Annotated in this window: 17 protein-coding genes and 1 pseudogene; 15 read left to right on the forward strand and 3 right to left on the reverse strand. The window is 54.1% G+C overall.

Going from position 1 to position 16747, the window contains the following annotated elements; genetic code table 11:
• Window positions 1–101 precede the first annotated feature (101 nt).
• A complete protein-coding gene (locus tag ROA7450_RS20280; protein ID WP_085807790.1) occupies window positions 102–965 on the reverse strand; it encodes a LysR substrate-binding domain-containing protein in 864 nt (287 codons plus the stop codon).
• A 135-nt stretch (window positions 966–1100) separates the two neighbouring features.
• On the opposite strand from ROA7450_RS20280, the gene ROA7450_RS20285 reads away from it, so the two are divergent.
• The 5 genes from ROA7450_RS20285 (at window position 1101) to ROA7450_RS20305 (ending at window position 6402) form a co-directional block, all read left to right on the forward strand.
• Window positions 1101–1808, forward strand: coding sequence for an SDR family oxidoreductase (locus ROA7450_RS20285; RefSeq protein ID WP_085807791.1), 708 nt, complete (start codon window positions 1101–1103; stop codon window positions 1806–1808).
• Between the two features lie 30 nt (window positions 1809–1838).
• Complete coding sequence (locus tag ROA7450_RS20290; protein ID WP_234999618.1) at window positions 1839–3089, forward strand: NAD(P)/FAD-dependent oxidoreductase; 1251 nt, start codon at window positions 1839–1841, stop codon at window positions 3087–3089.
• Window positions 3090–3141: 52 nt separating this feature from the next.
• On the forward strand, window positions 3142–4032 hold the full coding sequence (gene dapA, locus ROA7450_RS20295; RefSeq protein ID WP_200812996.1) for a 4-hydroxy-tetrahydrodipicolinate synthase: 891 nt from the start codon (window positions 3142–3144) through the stop codon (window positions 4030–4032).
• Between the two features lie 81 nt (window positions 4033–4113).
• Entirely contained in the window at window positions 4114–5364 is a 1251-nt protein-coding gene (locus tag ROA7450_RS20300) for an NAD(P)/FAD-dependent oxidoreductase (protein WP_085807792.1), read from the forward strand.
• A 21-nt stretch (window positions 5365–5385) separates the two neighbouring features.
• The gene (locus ROA7450_RS20305; RefSeq protein ID WP_085807793.1) at window positions 5386–6402 is read left to right on the forward strand and encodes a proline racemase family protein; all 1017 of its coding nucleotides are present in this window, start codon (window positions 5386–5388) and stop codon (window positions 6400–6402) included.
• 302 nt (window positions 6403–6704) lie between these two features.
• Here ROA7450_RS20305 and ROA7450_RS20310 read toward each other — a convergent pair.
• Window positions 6705–6940 (reverse strand): annotated as a pseudogene (locus tag ROA7450_RS20310) (transposase); the annotation flags it as partial.
• On the opposite strand from ROA7450_RS20310, the gene ROA7450_RS20315 reads away from it, so the two are divergent.
• The 10 genes from ROA7450_RS20315 to ROA7450_RS20360 all read left to right on the forward strand — a co-directional run bounded on the left by ROA7450_RS20315 (window position 6925) and on the right by ROA7450_RS20360 (window position 16474).
• Window positions 6925–8286 (forward strand): YfjI family protein, encoded by a 1362-nt coding sequence (locus ROA7450_RS20315; protein WP_268808487.1) that lies wholly within the window; start codon window positions 6925–6927, stop codon window positions 8284–8286. The pseudogene ROA7450_RS20310 and the gene ROA7450_RS20315 overlap by 16 nt on opposite strands.
• Window positions 8283–8564 carry a hypothetical protein gene (locus ROA7450_RS20320; protein ID WP_085807795.1) on the forward strand — a complete coding sequence of 94 codons (282 nt, stop codon included), beginning with the start codon at window positions 8283–8285 and terminating at the stop codon, window positions 8562–8564. The genes ROA7450_RS20315 and ROA7450_RS20320 overlap by 4 nt, the downstream gene beginning before the upstream one ends.
• 350 nt (window positions 8565–8914) lie before the next feature.
• Window positions 8915–10654, forward strand: coding sequence for an ABC transporter substrate-binding protein (locus ROA7450_RS20325; RefSeq protein ID WP_085807796.1), 1740 nt, complete (start codon window positions 8915–8917; stop codon window positions 10652–10654).
• Window positions 10655–10736: 82 nt separating this feature from the next.
• Window positions 10737–11786 carry an ABC transporter ATP-binding protein gene (locus tag ROA7450_RS20330; protein WP_085807797.1) on the forward strand — a complete coding sequence of 350 codons (1050 nt, stop codon included), beginning with the start codon at window positions 10737–10739 and terminating at the stop codon, window positions 11784–11786.
• A 1-nt stretch (window position 11787) separates the two neighbouring features.
• Window positions 11788–12864, forward strand: coding sequence for an ABC transporter ATP-binding protein (locus ROA7450_RS20335; protein ID WP_085807798.1), 1077 nt, complete (start codon window positions 11788–11790; stop codon window positions 12862–12864).
• Complete coding sequence (locus tag ROA7450_RS20340; protein WP_085807799.1) at window positions 12861–13724, forward strand: carbohydrate ABC transporter permease; 864 nt, start codon at window positions 12861–12863, stop codon at window positions 13722–13724. The genes ROA7450_RS20335 and ROA7450_RS20340 overlap by 4 nt, the downstream gene beginning before the upstream one ends.
• Window positions 13721–14518 (forward strand): carbohydrate ABC transporter permease, encoded by a 798-nt coding sequence (locus tag ROA7450_RS20345; protein WP_085807800.1) that lies wholly within the window; start codon window positions 13721–13723, stop codon window positions 14516–14518. Before ROA7450_RS20340 ends, ROA7450_RS20345 begins: the two co-directional genes overlap by 4 nt.
• Window positions 14519–14526: 8 nt before the next feature.
• The gene (locus ROA7450_RS20350) at window positions 14527–14928 is read left to right on the forward strand and encodes a DUF2160 domain-containing protein (protein WP_085807801.1); all 402 of its coding nucleotides are present in this window, start codon (window positions 14527–14529) and stop codon (window positions 14926–14928) included.
• Window positions 14929–14994: 66 nt separating this feature from the next.
• Window positions 14995–15390 carry a BlaI/MecI/CopY family transcriptional regulator gene (locus ROA7450_RS20355; protein WP_085807802.1) on the forward strand — a complete coding sequence of 132 codons (396 nt, stop codon included), beginning with the start codon at window positions 14995–14997 and terminating at the stop codon, window positions 15388–15390.
• Window positions 15377–16474 carry a M56 family metallopeptidase gene (locus ROA7450_RS20360; RefSeq protein ID WP_085807803.1) on the forward strand — a complete coding sequence of 366 codons (1098 nt, stop codon included), beginning with the start codon at window positions 15377–15379 and terminating at the stop codon, window positions 16472–16474. The genes ROA7450_RS20355 and ROA7450_RS20360 overlap by 14 nt, the downstream gene beginning before the upstream one ends.
• Before the next feature lie 75 nt (window positions 16475–16549).
• Here ROA7450_RS20360 and ROA7450_RS21375 read toward each other — a convergent pair.
• Window positions 16550–16747: hypothetical protein (locus ROA7450_RS21375; RefSeq protein WP_234999619.1), on the reverse strand; the 198-nt coding region annotated here is incomplete at its 5' end.

Genomic DNA, 16747 nt, shown 5'->3' on the forward strand with positions numbered 1-16747 from the left:
GCCCAAAGGCGACGTTCGACAGGGTTCTGTCTTGCTACGATTGCAGCCCGCTTAGCGTTTACTGGGAGTTTCCGAAAACAGGTTCTGAAACCTTTGAACGACTAGGTTTGCTTGTTTAGCCACTCTCTTACGATCATTACGATACTGGAATTGCGGGGTTCACGTGGGGCAACCACGTAGTACCCTTCCTCGGCAGTTGCTGAAAACGGAAACGGTTGGCAGAGACGATTGGCTTCGAGATCAGCTTCGACAAAGGCCCGGTTTGTCAGCGCCACGCCCTGGCGTGCGATGGCTGCGTCAATGGCCAGAGAGGTCTGGCTGAAATTCGTTGTTTTTATTTCCATGGCTTTTCGCCCCCCCAATGCGCTTTCGAGGAACAAAGGCCATTGACCGTGGGTATCTTCGAGCAAGGCGTGGTGTTGCAAGTCCTCCGGTGCGGAAATCGGGTGCTGGCTGGTTGCCAGTTCCGGGTGACAGACAGCGATCAGTTCCGAAGCAAATAAAGGCTCTGCAACAAGTCCCGGCCCGAAGGGCGGCTTGCCCTGTCGAATTGCTATGTCGACGCCATCGGTCTGAAAATTTGCCAATGTATTCGAAGCGTCTATCCGAACGCGGATATTCGGGTGGCCCTCCGCAAAAGCACCGAGCCTTGGGACCAGCCATTTTGTAGCAAATGACGGGGTTGAGCTGATGGTCACAACGGCATCGTGTGGGGCTAGGTTGGTTGTGGCTTCGGCAATCATGTCGAAGGCTCGGCGAACAGGCGGGAGATACCTGCGTCCCTCATCCGTCAGCGTCAAGCCCCGTGCGTGCCGTTCAAACAGCTTAACTTTCAGAAGTGTTTCCAGGGCACGAACATGTTGGGCAACAGCGCCTTGGGTCACGCCCAGTTCTTCTGCAGCAAGCCTGAAGTTTAATTGGCGCCCGGACGCTTCGAAGGCTTTCAGGGAATTGAGTGGAGGCATGTTTCGCACGGACGTAAATTTCTCAGTATGTAGTTTTTCTACAGACCTAAGGCAGAATTACTGATTAGTCAAACCGGTGGAAACACCCGATGTTGAATTTTGAAAACAACACCACAGAATAGATGGAGACCGAACATGGCTGACAAAAAGGTAGCGATCATCATGGGTGGCGGCAGTGGCATGGGGGCTGACAGCGCCCGTCGCCTCGCGGCTGACGGCTTCAGCGTCGCAATCCTGTCCTCTTCCGGCAAGGGCGAAACCCTGGCCCAGGAGCTGGGCGGCATTGGCCTGACCGGCACCAACAAATCCAGTGAAGACCTGCAGACGCTGGTCGATGCCGCTATGGAAAAATGGGGTCGCGTTGACGTGCTGGTGAACTCGGCAGGTCACGGCCCGCGCGCGCCGATCTTGGAGATCAGCGATGAAGACTGGCACGAAGGTTTGGAAGTCTATTTCCTCAACACTGTCCGGGCCACTCGGATCGTTGCACCGATCATGATTGAGCAGAAATCCGGCACAATCATCAATATCTCAACCTTCGCAGCATTCGAACCTGATCCGGTTTTCCCGACCTCGGGCGTGATGCGCGCCGGATTGGCCGCCTACAGCAAACTGTTTGCTGATAAATACGCTGCCGACAATGTGCGCATGAACAACGTGTTGCCGGGTTTCATCGACAGCCTGCCAGAAAACGCGGATTTCATGGCCAAGATTCCCATGGGCCGCTATGGCAGCTCGTATGGCGAGATCGCTGCAACGGTGGCCTTCCTTGCGTCCGAAGGCGGCGCTTACATCACGGGTCAGAACATCCGTGTTGATGGTGGTATCACCCGCTCGGTTTAATCCGGGCCCTGATCAGAAAGAGACCAAGTCATGAAACCGAATGCCAAAGATTCCTCTTGGGAGATGAACCTCCCTGCGTTTTCCGCAACCCCTAAACATAGACAGTATGATGTCGTGATCATCGGTGGTGCAACCATGGGGGCCTGTACGGCCTGGTTCCTGGCGTCCAATCCCGACTTCAAAGGTAAGGTGTTGGTTGTTGAGCCTGATCCGACCTTCTCAAAGGCACAGACTGGCGCATCCAACAACTGCATGCGCCAGCAATTTGCCAACCCGATCAACGTTAAGATCGGGCAATACGCGGCAGAATTTGTCAGGAATTTCCGAGCAAATTTGGGTGGTGACCCGACTGTGCCTGAGCTTAGCATTCGAAACTTCGGCTACCTCTACCTATCCGACAACGCGGACCTGACTAAGGTTCTGCAACGCGACCAGAGCGTGCAGGAAGAATGCGGTGCTGGCACCACAATGGTCACAGCAGACCAGATCGCCACCAACTATCCGTTCTACAAGCTGGACGATATCGAAGCGGGTAGCCTGAACACGGAGGACGAAGGTTATTATAACGCTCCTCTGATGGTCGAATGGCTGATCAAGAAGTCGATTGAACTGGGCGTTGACTATGTCCAGAGCTCGGTGACGGCAATCGGGCGTGAAGGCAACAAAGTGACGAGTGTGACCCTTGCCACCGGCGAGGTCATAGAGGCCGGAGACATCGTTAATGCTTCGGGCACCCGTGCTGGTATTGTGGCGGACATGGCAGGGCTCAAACTCGATATCCAACCCAAACGCCGCTACACTTTCATCTTCAAGGCAAAAGAACCGCTGGATCGTGACCTGCCATTGACCATCGACCCGACGGGCGTGCATTTCCGCCAGTTCGGTGACAACTATCTGGTCGGCTGCCCACCCTTGGGCGAAGATGCCACCGTCGACGTTGAAGACTTCAGCGCTGAAGAAACGATCTGGGAGGACAAGGTGCACCCGATTGTTTCGAATCGCATTCCCCAGTTCAAGGATGTCGAGGTCATCGATTTCTGGATGGGGCACTACGACTTCAACCCTTTCGATTTCAACGTGGTGATCGGGCCGCATGATGAGGTATCGAATTTTCACTTCACCAACGGGTCTTCGGGTCATGGGTCGCAACAAGGACCAGCAGTTGGGCGTGGCGTGGCTGAACAGATCATCTACGGCGAGTTTCGCTCGATGGATCTGTCACCCTTCCTGTATGAGCGTTTCGCCAAAGGTGAACGTGTTATCGAACGCGCGGTGATTTGATAGATATGAAAGCCACCGGCTTTCTCTGCAGCTATGACCAAGGATTATCCAAATGAGCTACAATGTGAAACTCTCCGGCGTCATGCCAGCGCTCGTGACGCCTTTTGACGAGGCGGGCAAGATCGACTTTAACGCCTTCGAAAACCTGATGTCCCATTTCCGCGAGGCTGGGGTAAGCGGTTGGGTTCCCAACGGCTCAACCGGTGAATACTTCTCACAATCGACCGAGGAGCGACGTGCGGTACTGCAATTCGTCAAAGAATACGCAAATGATGATGAAATCCTGATAGCGGGGACCAATGCGCCTGCGACCCGCGAGGTAATCGAGCAGACCGCATTGGCCAAAGAAATTGGTTATGACAATGTCCTGTTGGCTCCACCCTTCTATACACGCCCAACTCAGGAAGAGCTGATCAATCACTATGAGACAGTTTTAGATGCGGTAGACGTAAACCTGGTGCTCTATTCCTATCCAATGAAGGATGGAGCGGATATCAGCTTTGAATTGCTGGATCACTTTGCGGACAATCCACGGGTCATTGGTATCAAAGAAAGCTCGGGTGTTTTGCAACGCGCTATCGATATTTCATCGCGCTATGAAGGCAAGATACAGTTGATTTCCGGATCGGATGACATTGCTCTCGATTTCATGTTCTGGGGTGCAGACAGCTGGATTTGTGGGCCATCGAATTGCATGGCTAATGCCTGTTGTGAGCTGGATCGCGCGTTCAAGGCTGGTGAATTAGCCAAAGCGAAAGAGATCATGAAAACGCTTTATCGCGCGATGAACATCCTTGAATCCGGCAAGTTCGTGCAAAAAATCAAGTATGGCTGCGAACTTCAGGGCCTGCCCGTTGGCGAATGCCGCGCGCCGCTTGGACCGCTTACCGAAAAAGAAAAAGCCGAGCTGCGCACCGCGATGGAACCGCTCCTGAATGGGTAATCCTAGTGGCGGCGGCGCGCACTGTCCCTGCTGTAGCATGAGGATCGTTTCAAAAGCTAAAACAAGTGGCAAGTACCTTACATGGATGCAACCAAACCTCAGAAAACGATCATCGTAGGCGCCGGTGTGATCGGATCAGCTATTGCGTACGAGCTGCAGAAACGCGGCCATAGCGTGACGCTTGTGGATCGGGACGCGGCGGGCAACGGCGCATCTCATGGAAACATGGGCTCAATTGCCGTGACCGAGTTTATGCCTGTTGCACGCGCCTCAACATGGAAACAAATCCCCGGCTGGTTGCTTAATCCTAGGGGTCCGATCCGTGTCAGCCCAACTTACATGCCCCGCTTAGTTCCTTGGTTTGCGCGCTTTCTCTCCGCCAGCCGCCCGTCGGTCGTGCATCGTTTGGAGGCCGCAGGTGCTGCCCTGTGCGAACGGTCATTGGACGATACCAGGACTCTGTTGGCCGAACTCGACATGGCAGAGCATTTGTCCACCGCCGGATGCCTTTCTCTTTATGCAAATGATCAAGAATACAAAGCTGATCGGGAACGCATTGATATGCTGGATCGGTTTGGTTTTGACTATGAGGTTCTGGATGCAAATGCGCTTCGTGCATTGGAGCCTGAAATCACAGACAACATTTCGAAGGCAATCCTTCTACCTGACAACCGAACTATTGCTGATCCACACAAGCTGGTCCTGGGGTTGTTTCAGGGGTTTCGCGGTCTGGGCGGCACACTCCGCACAGCAGAAGTGACAGGATTTGAACGCAATGACCGAATATCAGGAGTGTCACTCAGTGATGGCGAAATCATTCACGCAGATACGGTCATCCTTTGTGCCGGTGCCTTTACTGCGCGCCTATCCAAACTGTTAAACGAACCTATGCCACTGGAAACAGAACGTGGTTATCATACGCAGATCATGGCGCCGGGCCTAGAACTAGGACATTCAATTATTTGGCCAGCGAAGGCATTTATGGTCAGCCCGACTGCAGGCGGCATTCGTGTTGGCGGCACGGTAGAGATGGCCGGGCTTAACGCTGCACCCGACTATCGGCGGTCAAAGATCACTGTGCAACGAGCATGCGAAGCGCTGCCAAACCTTGAAGTTCATGATTTTACCGAGTGGATGGGACATCGGCCCGCATTTCCCGATACTATTCCTGTCATGTCAGCCTCTGCGAAAACGGCGGGTGTGTTCTATGCGACAGGTCATGGTCATCTGGGTTTGACCCATGCTGCGACCTGCGCCCGTCTGATGAGCGACCTGGTCACCGGCGTTAAACCCGCAATCGACCTAGAACCATACAGAGTTGACCGGTTTTAAACGAGCCTAACGGAGTAAATCATGCACTGGAAACGTACCCTTCAAACTGTGGATGTTCACTGCGCTGGCGAGGTCGGGCGGGTCATTACTGGCGGGGTTCTGGATATCCCCGGGAACACCATTGCTGCCAAACTGGCCCATATTAACGATGTTGATGACAGCCTGCGTCGGTGGCTTTGCTCAGAACCACGGGGGGCTGCAAACCATTCTTTTGTGCTGATCACCCCAGCATGCCATCCGGATGCCAACTTTGGGATGATCATCCTACAGACCGATCAGGCCCATGCCATGTCCGGGTCAAATTCAATGTGTGCCGTCACGGCTATCTTGGAAACAGGGATGATGGAGATGATCGAGCCAGAAACCCTAGTCACACTCGATACAGCATCTGGCCTCGTACGCGCGACAGCGTCCTGCAACAATGGCAAAGTTCTAGGCGTTAGTCTCGACATGCCTGCATCATTCGTAGCGCTCTCGGATGGAACCGTTGAAACGCCGCTTTGGGGTACAGTGAGTTATGATCTCTGCTATGGTGGCGTGTTTTACGCGCTCGTCGATATCGATCAGATCGGGCTGTCTATCGTCCCTGAGAACGCGCGGCTGTTGGCGGAGAAAGGTGTTGAATTACGGGATATCATCTCAGCGGAAACCAAGATTTCCCACCCGGAAATTCCTGCAATCCACGGGCTGGCTTACGTCATGTTTCGATCCCTTGAAGAAGACGGGGCGATACGCACTTGCACCACTTTAAAACCTGCGCGCGCCGACCGGTCTCCGTGCGGAACGGGAACCAATTCAACAGTGGCTGTGCTGCATTCAAAAGGAGAAATGCAACCCGGCGATACGCTCACAACTCGTTCGATTATTGGTGGTGAGTTTCAAGCCGAATTACTGGGCGCGACACAAATCGGACGATTTCCTGGTAGTCGGGTCAGGATAAAAGGACAGTGTTGGATCTATGGCATTTCCCAAATTGGGCTTGATCCCAGTGATCCATTTCCAAGCGGTTTTATTCTTTCTGATACGTGGGGTGGATAGCGAGTAAAGCTACGGTTAGACGCGCATCGAACGCAATGGAGCGCTGATGCGAGAGTCTGGGTTTACATCAATCAAGAGGGATTGATCAGGCTGCCTCGTCGAAACCTGCAGCCACCAGCCATACTGCCCTCTTTTCTTCAGATCGTGGTGCCATTCCACCTAAAACAAACGTCCGCTTCTCTCTCGGCTTTTGGTGATGTTGCGCTCGCAGCGAATTTCCGCTTTCCGCCCATTCTGTTGAAAAACAACGTGTTGCGCGCGCAGAAAGTAGCGGTTTGATGTGCGCGAGAACGCCATTCCTATCAGGCTTTGCGTATTTGCTGCGGTGTAGAAAAGATCTTGGCTAGTTTGCGGAGGTTTTGGGCGGTAGCGGCGAGGAGGAATTCGTCATTTGCACCGCAAGTCCCACGTAATCGGAGCTGCCCCAACCCTAGGATGTGTTTGAGAGTTGTTCGAAGAGCATTTCAACCTTCTTCCGCAATCGCATTGAGATCGCATATTGCTTGGCCTTAGCGATGTCACGTGCAACCTGTCGGGCAGACCCAAGCACCTGCAGCCATTGCCATGCAAAGTGTGCTGGCGTCAGCAAGTCTTGCCACACAAGGGTTTGCTGATGTGCAGACACTGCACGGGTTCGTCCCACTAAGTCTTTACTTTCTGACGGTCGCGGAATCCGGGGAGCGCAAATCCACATGCGATGGCATCGCGGCAAAGGCTGTGCGCGACTTTGAAGAACCACTTGTTCGGGCCCACCAAAAGGATCTGAAGGCCTGGAGACAGGATGAGGCCGAGAACAGAAAGTCGCGCAAGAAGCGCAAACTGGCTGATTGGGACAGCGTGGTTGAGAACGATAGCGCGAGCGAAGACGAAATGCCTGAAGAGCCGGTCTCGCCATCCATTCTAATGTCGGATGTGACATTGCAGGGGGTTCTCAGCCTTTTTGAACGGGGCAATCCCTCTATCGGGCTCTTTTCTGATGAGGGCGGTCAGTTCTTTGGCGGCTATAGCATGAAGGCCGAAAATAAGACCCATGCGGCGACATCTCTGTCCAAGTTGTGGGATGGACAGGGCTTTAGTCGGGTTCGGAGTGGATCTGATCCGTTGACGCTCTATGGCCGCAGGGCAAGCTCTCATTTTATGCTTCAACCCGTGATCGCGCAAAACATTTTGAGTGATCGGATGTTCAAAAGCCAGGGGCTTTGGTCACGGTTTTTGTTCGCTTGGCCTGAAAGCCGGATCGGGCAGAGGATCCTTGAATCGGGCAGGGCGCTTGATGAAAGAGCAATGAGCGCATTGAGTTGCTTTAACACTCGCATTCACCAACTGCTGGAAACGCCGTGCCCTACGCACGCGGATGATCCACTTCAATTGGTTCCGCGCCCCTTGCCTCTGTCGCAAGGTGCTCATGATATCCTGCTAGCGTTTTACAATCAGGTTGAACTGGCACAGCAGGACGGGCAGGCGTTTGCCCAGATCCGGGGATTTGCGTCAAAAGCAGCTGAACAAGCTGCGCGCATCGCTGGTGTGTTGACAGTGTTCGAAAATACCAATGCGAGGGAAGTCAGTGCCGGTACGATGAGCAATGCCACGGTGCTAATGGACTGGTACCTCCTGGAGGCAGCCCGCTTGCTCGATACTGGGCCGGTCAGTCAAGAATTACGAGATGCTCAAGCTCTTCTTGAATGGCTGCAGACTCGATGGAGTGAAGCCAACATCAGTGTGCGAGCTGTTGCGAACCGTGGACCCAACCGCTTTCGGACTCCAGATCGCGCGCGGGTTCTCATTGACGTCCTTGAACGTCACAACTGGCTAGCTCGCCTGCCCGGTGGTGCTCAGGTCATGGGGCAGCACGCGAACGAAGCCTGGGAGATCTCCTTGTCATGAGCAAAGCCATGACAGGGGCAGAGCGGGTGCGGCTGGCGTTTCTGAACGCAGAACCTCTGTTTGCACCCGCGCCGACAGATGAGCGGCCACCCTCAGTTCCCCGCCCGATCAAAGAGTCGCAAAAGTCGCGGGAGTCGCAAGTCGCAACTTTAGTCGCAGGGTTATCTCAAGACCAACGAGATGCTTTTGAAGAACGAGCCGCCATCATGGAGTTTGATGGTGGCTATTCCAGGGCGCTTGCCGAGTATCTTGCACGGAGAGTGATAGTAGGGGAATGATGGTAGATTGGGGGGAGAGCGGTTAATTGCTGCATACGCGAGCTGAATACTTGAATTTTGACAATGGCTGATATTCACATTTGATTTCTATCAATTTGAATGAACGCATGATGCGCAGCAACCTTAAAAGAACTTGGTTCTGTCGCGATGACTTCAGTGTGCATTGACACCTCATAATTTGACAATCGTTCGGCAACTAATTTAGCACCTTTAAAAAGGTATTTGTTATCATGTATTTGCTAAGCCAATTCTTTATTACTAAAGATTTAGTTTGACAGCATCGTCGAAAATCGTCGATGCTGGCTGCCATCCGGTCTGCACCGGATTACACAATCTTAGGGAGGAGACAGATGCGGAGACATCTACTTTCTGCTGTGGCGGCTGTTGCCGTCATTGCGGGTCACGGTCCTGCTTGGGCCGACGAAGCCGCAGCACAACGTTGGATCGATGACGAGTTCCAGCCATCAACCCTGTCGAAAGACGAACAGATGGCCGAGATGCAATGGTTCATCAATGCTGCACAACCCTACGCTGGCATGGAAATCAACGTCCTGTCCGAGGGCATTCCGACCCACTCTTATGAGTCCGAGGTTCTGACCAAGGCGTTCGAGGAAATCACCGGCATCAAGGTCAACCACCAGATCCTTGGCGAAGGCGAAGTGGTTCAGGCGGTACAGACCCAGATGCAAACCGGCAGGAACCTGTATGACGGTTACGTCAACGATAGTGACCTAATCGGCACCCACTCGCGCCTGCAGCTGGCCTACCCGCTGACCGACATGATGGAAGGCGACTGGGCGGCAACAACATCGCCGACGCTGGACCTGAATGACTTCATGGGCATTCAATTCACGACCGGTCCAGACGGCAAGCTGTACCAGCTGCCCGATCAGCAATTTGCGAACCTCTACTGGTTCCGTAAAGACTGGTTTGATGACGAAGCCAACAAAGCAGCGTTCAAAGAAAAGTACGGCTATGATCTGGGTGTTCCGGTCAACTGGTCTGCCTACGAGGACATCGCCGAGTTCTTCACAAATGACGTGAAAGAAGTCGATGGCGTGGCGATCTACGGCCACATGGACTATGGCAAGCGTGCGCCTGACCTTGGATGGCGCATGACCGACGCCTGGCTGTCAATGGCTGGTGCCGGCGACAAGGGTGAGCCGAACGGTGTACCCGTCGACGAATGGGGCATCCGCATGGAAGCGGGCACCTGTAACCCTGTTGGCGCTTCGGTGTCGCGTGGTGGTGCTGCAAACGGCCCGGCAGCGGTCTACGCGATCCGTAAGTGGGACGAATGGCTGCGCAACTATGCCCCTCCGGGTGCGGCGTCCTATGACTTCTATCAGTCTCTGCCAGCGCTCAGCCAAGGCAACGTGGCCCAGCAGATCTTCTGGTACACTGCCTTTACCGCCGACATGGTGAAGCCGAAGTCAGAAGGCAACAACACCGTGGATGACGAAGGCACGCCGCTGTGGCGCATGGCTCCCAGTCCGCATGGCCCCTACTGGGAAGATGGCCAGAAGGTTGGTTATCAGGATGTGGGCTCTTGGACCTTCCTGAAGTCGACACCTGAGGATCGTGCTCAGGCAGCGTGGCTATATGCTCAGTTCGTGACCTCCAAGACCGTCGATGTGAAGAAGTCCCATGTGGGCCTGACCTTCATCCGCGACAGCTCAGTCAACCACGAGTCGTTTACCGAACGGGCACCCAAGCTGGGTGGCCTGGTCGAGTTCTACCGCTCGCCTGACCGTGTGGCATGGTCGCCGACTGGCATCAACGTGCCGGACTATCCGAAGCTGGCCCAGATCTGGTGGCAGCAGATCGGTGACGTAAACTCGGGTGCCTTCACCCCGCAAGAGGCGATGGATCGTCTAGCCGAAGAGATGGACATCACCATGGCCCGCATGCAGGCCGCGGATGAAAGCGCTGGTGTCTATGGTGGCTGTGGCCCACGCTTAAATGAACCGCAGGATCCTACCTTCTGGCTGGAAAAAGCGGGTTCACCGAAGGCCAAACTTGAGAACGAAAAGCCTGAGGGCCAAACCGTCAACTACGACGAACTGGTTCAGCGCTGGCAGTCTCAGTAAGCCGTCCAAACCCGGGGATGCCGTGTCAGGCATCCCCACCCCAAGACCAGTGCGATGCACTGAAGGACCGGAACCCACGGACATGATCGAACTTCAAGACGCGACCAAAAAGGTCGGCAACGTCATCAATATCAAGCCCACAAACCTGACCCTTCAAACAGGCCACTTCAATGTGCTGTTGGGCGCAACAGGCTCAGGTAAGACGTCTCTGATCAAAATGATGGCCGGGCTGGACCCGATCACTTCGGGCAAGATCCTCATGGACGGGCAGGATGTCACGCGGCTCAACACGCAAAAGCGGCAGATCAGCCTCGTGCACCAGTTCTTCGTGAACTACCCGCATATGACAGTTTTTGATAACATCGCCTCGCCACTGCGCGTGGCAGGCATGGCGCGATCCGAGATCGAAGGCCGGGTCGAAGAGGCCGCCGGTCTGTTGCAACTGCGCCCGATGTTGCACCGCCGTCCGCATGAACTGTCAGGTGGACAACAACAACGCACCGCGCTGGCCCGCGCCATCGCGAAGGAAAGCCGCGCTGTGTTCTTGGATGAACCGCTAGCTAACCTCGACTATAAGCTGCGCGAAGAATTGCGCGAGCAGCTTCCCGACCTGTTCGCAGGTCGCGGTGCCGTCGTGGTTTATGCCACCTCAGAACCCGAAGAGGCCTTGCTGTTGGGTGGTTATACCGCCCTGATGGAAGATGGGAACGTCACCCAGTTCGGCCCGACCGCCGACATCTATCGGAACCCTGAAAATATCGCCGCAGCGCGCGTTTTCTCGGACCCTCCAATCAATGTCGCTCGAATATCGATAACCGGTGCTCAGGCTCGACTGGCGGGCGGGGTTGGATGGACCGTTTCAAATATGGTCGATGGTGAATATACGATTGCCGTTCGGCCCCATCGTGTAACGCCTATCCGCACGTCTGACTTGGATGTGGAACTAACCGGTCGTGTAATTGTCACTGAACTATCCGGTTCGGAATCCAGTGCGCATTTCCAGCATGGGAACGAGGCTTGGGTTTCTCTGGCTGCAGGCGTACATGCCTATCAAGTGGGCGAAGATTACAGTTTCTATATGAATCCTGCCCATTGCCGTTATTTCGGCCAAGACGGTAAAAGGGTCGCCTGACATGGCAAAGATCAAGCTTTCTAACCTTCGACACAGTTACATGCCCACGCCGAAAGGCCCGGAGGACTATGCACTGAAGGAAATCGACGTGACCTGGCGCGATGGTGGGGCTTACGCTTTGCTGGGACCATCAGGCTGCGGTAAATCGACTTTGCTGAACATTATTTCGGGCTTGCTGACTCCTTCTGAGGGACAGATCCTGTTCGATGATCAAGATGTCACCTCCTTACCGCCCGATCAGCGCAACATTGCGCAGGTGTTTCAGTTTCCAGTGATCTACGACACGATGACCGTGGGCGAGAATTTGGCCTTTCCGCTCAAGAACCGTGGCGTCGACCAAGCGACTATCAAGCGGCGTGTCGATGAGATTGCGGAGATGCTGGAAGTCACCGACATGCTGAACACCCGCGCTTCCGGCCTCAGCCCCGACAACAAACAGAAAATTTCGATGGGCCGAGGCTTGGTCCGTGACGATGTGAACGCGGTGATGTTTGATGAGCCGCTGACCGTGATTGACCCGCATCTGAAGTGGAAACTGCGCTCGAAACTGAAAGAACTGCACCAGAGGGTCAAAGCGACCATGATCTATGTAACGCACGACCAGACCGAGGCACTGACTTTTGCAGACGAAGTCGTGGTGATGCAGGACGGCGAGGTGGTACAGATCGGTACTCCCGTTGAATTGTTTGAACGGCCCCAGCACACTTTTGTCGGCCACTTCATCGGTTCGCCCGGCATGAACGTCTTGCCCTGCGAAACCAAAGGTGACCTGGCGGTTTTCGAAGGCCACGAAGTGATGTTGGAAGGTCCAATCCACGGTGAAGGAGGACGCACAGACTTGGGCATCCGCCCGGAATATGTAGATTTCGGCGACACTGGTATTCCGGCTCAGGTGACCAAGGTTTCAGACATTGGCCGTCATTATGTAGTAAGCACCATGGTCGGCAGCACTGTCCTGAAGGCTGTGACCGAACACAGTGTGCCAGCGCCGGGCTCTCAGGTTTTCCTGCAATTCAAACCTGAACAATCCCGAGTCTACCGCGACGGCTGGATCGCAACGCAGGAGCGGGCACAATGAGAACAGAAAACCAAAAGGCCTGGTTCTTTGTACTGCCGGTTCTGGCGTTGGTCGCGTTCAACGCGCTGGTGCCGATGATGACGGTGGTCAACTACTCGGTGCAAGAGACCTTCGGCAACAACCAGTTCTTCTGGGAAGGGCTGGGCTGGTTCGAGCAAATCCTGAGGTCTGATCGCTTTCAAGCTGCACTTGGACGGCAGTTCCTGTTCACCTTCCTTATCCTGCTGATTGAAGTTCCTCTGGGCATAATCGTCGCCCTCTCGATGCCGCGAAAAGGGTTCTGGGTGCCGGTATGTTTGGTGCTTATGGCGCTGCCGATGCTGATCCCGTGGAATGTGGTCGGGTCGATGTGGAACATTTTCACTCTGCCCAAAATTGGTCTTTTGGGCTATTTCTTGAATGACGTTCTAGGCATCAACTATGACATGACCCAGCAACCGCTTTCCGCTTGGATAACGGTCGTCGTCATGGATGTCTGGCACTGGACCTCACTGGTCGTGCTGCTGTGCTACGCAGGACTCGTGTCGATCCCCGATGCCTACTATCAGGCCGCCAAGATTGACGGCGCTAGCCCGTGGTCCGTGTTCCGCTATATCCAGCTACCTAAGATGAAAACCGTTCTGACCATCGCCGTTCTGCTGCGGTTCATGGACAGCTTCAACATCTATACCGAGCCCTTCGTTCTAACTGGCGGCGGCCCAGGCAATTCTACTACCCTGCTGTCAATTGACCTTGTGAAGATTGCGCTGGGACAGTTCGATCTTGGCCCTGCGGCTGCGATGAGCCTGATCTACTTCGCCATCACGCTGCTGGTGAGTTGGGTCTTCTACACTCTAATGACAAAGGATGATGCGCAATGAAGAAGCGGTCCCTCATCCCGATCTTATATATCGCGTTCCTGATGCTGCCGATCTATTGGCTGGTAGCGATGTCATTCAAAACCACGAACGAAATTCTGTCGGGTTTTTCCCTGTTTCCCCAGACTTTCACGCTGGAGAATTACATTACAATCTTCACCGATCCGACATGGTATTGGGGTTACATTAATTCGATCATCTATGTGACGCTAAACACGGTGCTTTCTGTCTGCGTGGCCTTACCTGCAGCCTATGCGTTCTCGCGCTATCGTTTTCTCGGCGACAAGCAGTTGTTCTTCTGGCTGCTGACCAACCGTATGGCGCCTGCGGCAGTGTTTGCTCTCCCGTTTTTCCAGCTCTATTCTTCGATTGGGTTGTTCGACACGCATCTGGCAGTCGCGTTGGCGCATACGCTGTTCAACGTGCCGCTGGCGGTGTGGATTTTGGAAGGTTTCATGCGCGGCATCCCGAAAGAACTGGATGAAACAGCCTATGTCGACGGCTATTCCTTCCCGCGGTTCTTTGTGACGATCTTCTTGCCCAATATCAAAGCCGGCGTCGGCGTAGCGGCCTTCTTCTGTTTCATGTTTTCATGGGTCGAGATGCTGTTGGCCAAAACCTTAACCGCAGTCGAAGCCAAGCCTATCGCCGCAGTTATGACCCGCACAGCCTCCAGCGCAGGGTATGAACTCGGCCTTCTGGCGGCAGCTGGAACCCTGACGATCATCCCCGGCGCCATCGTCATTTGGTTTGTCCGCAACTACATCGCGCGCGGTTTCGCGATGGGACGTGTGTGAGGTTCGAAATGCGTAAACTTCTTCTCACCCTCCCTTTCCTGCCTACCGTGGCCATAGCACAAGAGGCCGGATGGGGCAGTGTGGGCCAGCAAGAGGAAAAAGGGTTCTCGTGGGCCGATCCTCTTTGGCCGGATTTCTGGATGGCCTGGACTCCGGCGACATTGGCTCTGTTCATCGGTATCTTTTCAGCCATCGCTTTGATCGGCGTGCTCGAAGGGTTTAAATACCGTGACGGGATCGAACGGCGCGGTGTGTTAGGCCTAATCACTACGCTGGGCGACCGTCTGTTCATTACGCTGCTGGGATCGGCCTACATTTTCCTCGCCTGGCTCGGACTGGTGGGTCAACCGGTCTGGACCCCTCTCTTCCTGTCCATCGGTTGGGGGATCTTCGTCTTCTGGAAAGTTTAAGCTTTGCGAAACGGCGAAAGGATGCTTGTCTGTCAAACATACTAACCATTGCGACATGAAAGACCGATGCGAAAGAAAAAGACAACAAATCTGCTGACCGAAGTGGAGCTCGAGTTTATGAACGAGCTCTGGGCGCTGGGTCAGGGCTCGGTCCGCGACGTGCTTGGTCGACTGCCACCAGAGCGCAATCTTGCGTATACTTCCGGAGCAACCATCCTGCGCATTCTCGACGAAAAAGGATTCGTCGAAAGCGAAAAGAACGGCAAGTCGCTGATCTACAGACCGCTGCTGGAAAAAGACAGGTATCAGTCAAGGTCGCTGCAGAATCTTTCCCGGACTCTGTTTGACGACACCCCAGCGACACTGGTTGCAAGGCTGGTCGATGATGCAGGGCTAACAGAAGATGACCTAGAGGAGATTCGAGCACTGGTAGAGAGGAGATTGCAAAATGACAGCGGTTGAACCGGTTCTCGACGCGTTTCTCGAGTTTAACATTGTGCTTGGATTGTCAGCGCTCATATGGCTGACAGCCCGCGCAATTTTGGTGCGGACTTCCCTGTGTTATGGATTTGTTGAACAGCTTCGTGCGCTCAAGACACTCTGCATCTGTGTTATTTTCAGCCCCGTTTTGGCAATGTGTGTCTCAGGTTTTGTCAGTCTTGCCTGGCCAGGGCGCGTTGTTGCGTTAGGGGATATCGCCGTGGCGGCCTACCTGCGTGGCGAAATCGCCATGCCAGCTGTGCAGTTCGAAACCCTGCTGAATACGCGCGAACGTTGGGTGGATCACGTTCTGACGGGCAGCTATATCTTCGTGACATGCGTTTTGATTGTACTTGCACTGGTATCTGCAGCGCTGGCAATTAGAATTGTGCGCAACGCTCTTGCAATTAGCAATGCTGTACGGTCCAGCTTTCTTTGGAGACAGTCTGCCAAGGTAGACATTCGTTTGTCGGACCGAATAAGCGTTCCATTTGCAGTGCGTGGCCTTCGCCGCCGTCATGTCGTTTTGCCTAGTCATTTACTAAATACACCGCGTGACTTGCGCTTTGCGTTGGCACATGAATTCCAACACATCCGTGCGCTGGACTTGGAATGGGAATTGGGTTTTGAGTTCTTGCGTCCGCTACTCTTCTGGAACCCGGCGTATCTGGTACTAAAGTCCCAGTTTGACCGGCTTCGCGAACTGGCATGCGACCAATCTGTTGTATCGCGCAGAGGCCTTGACGCGACGAGCTATACGGCTTGCTTGCTGGATTACTGTACGCGATCAGTCAAGTTGAGGAGCCCTCGAATTCTACATGTAGCTCTTGTCAACGGGACAAACGCAAAGCATGCATTGCGTCAGCGAGTGATAGCCTTGACCGATGCGCCGATCACAAAAGGGCATTTTCCGGCTGTTTTTCTGGGGTTTACACTCTGTCTAGTTACATTGCTTGCCATTGGTTCAGCGTCGGTTCGTCAAACCCAGGATTGGAGCCATGACCGTCTAATGCTTTCGACGGTAGTAAATCTGGATCGGTTAGAAGCGCGTAATCAGGGCAATTAACTTACGATGGTGTATTGCCACGCTGAATTGGTGAGGTGGCTTCCTGCGAATTGTAAGCATGTTCCATTCACAGGTTCAGCGTATGCGGCGATGCTGATCTTCAAAAAAGGTTAAATAAATACTGGTTTGAAAGTCGCCATCGGCAGCCATTATGTGAGCGCCCGCACTGCTCGAATTCGATTGACCGAACCTAATGATGCAATAGCGGACATCAGCCATTGCTGCTAGCTGCAATGCACCGCTGCCAACGATAGATGAATATCTGGTATGATG

The sequence above is a fragment of the Roseovarius albus genome, from assembly GCF_900172335.1.
GTDB lineage: Bacteria > Pseudomonadota > Alphaproteobacteria > Rhodobacterales > Rhodobacteraceae > Roseovarius > Roseovarius albus.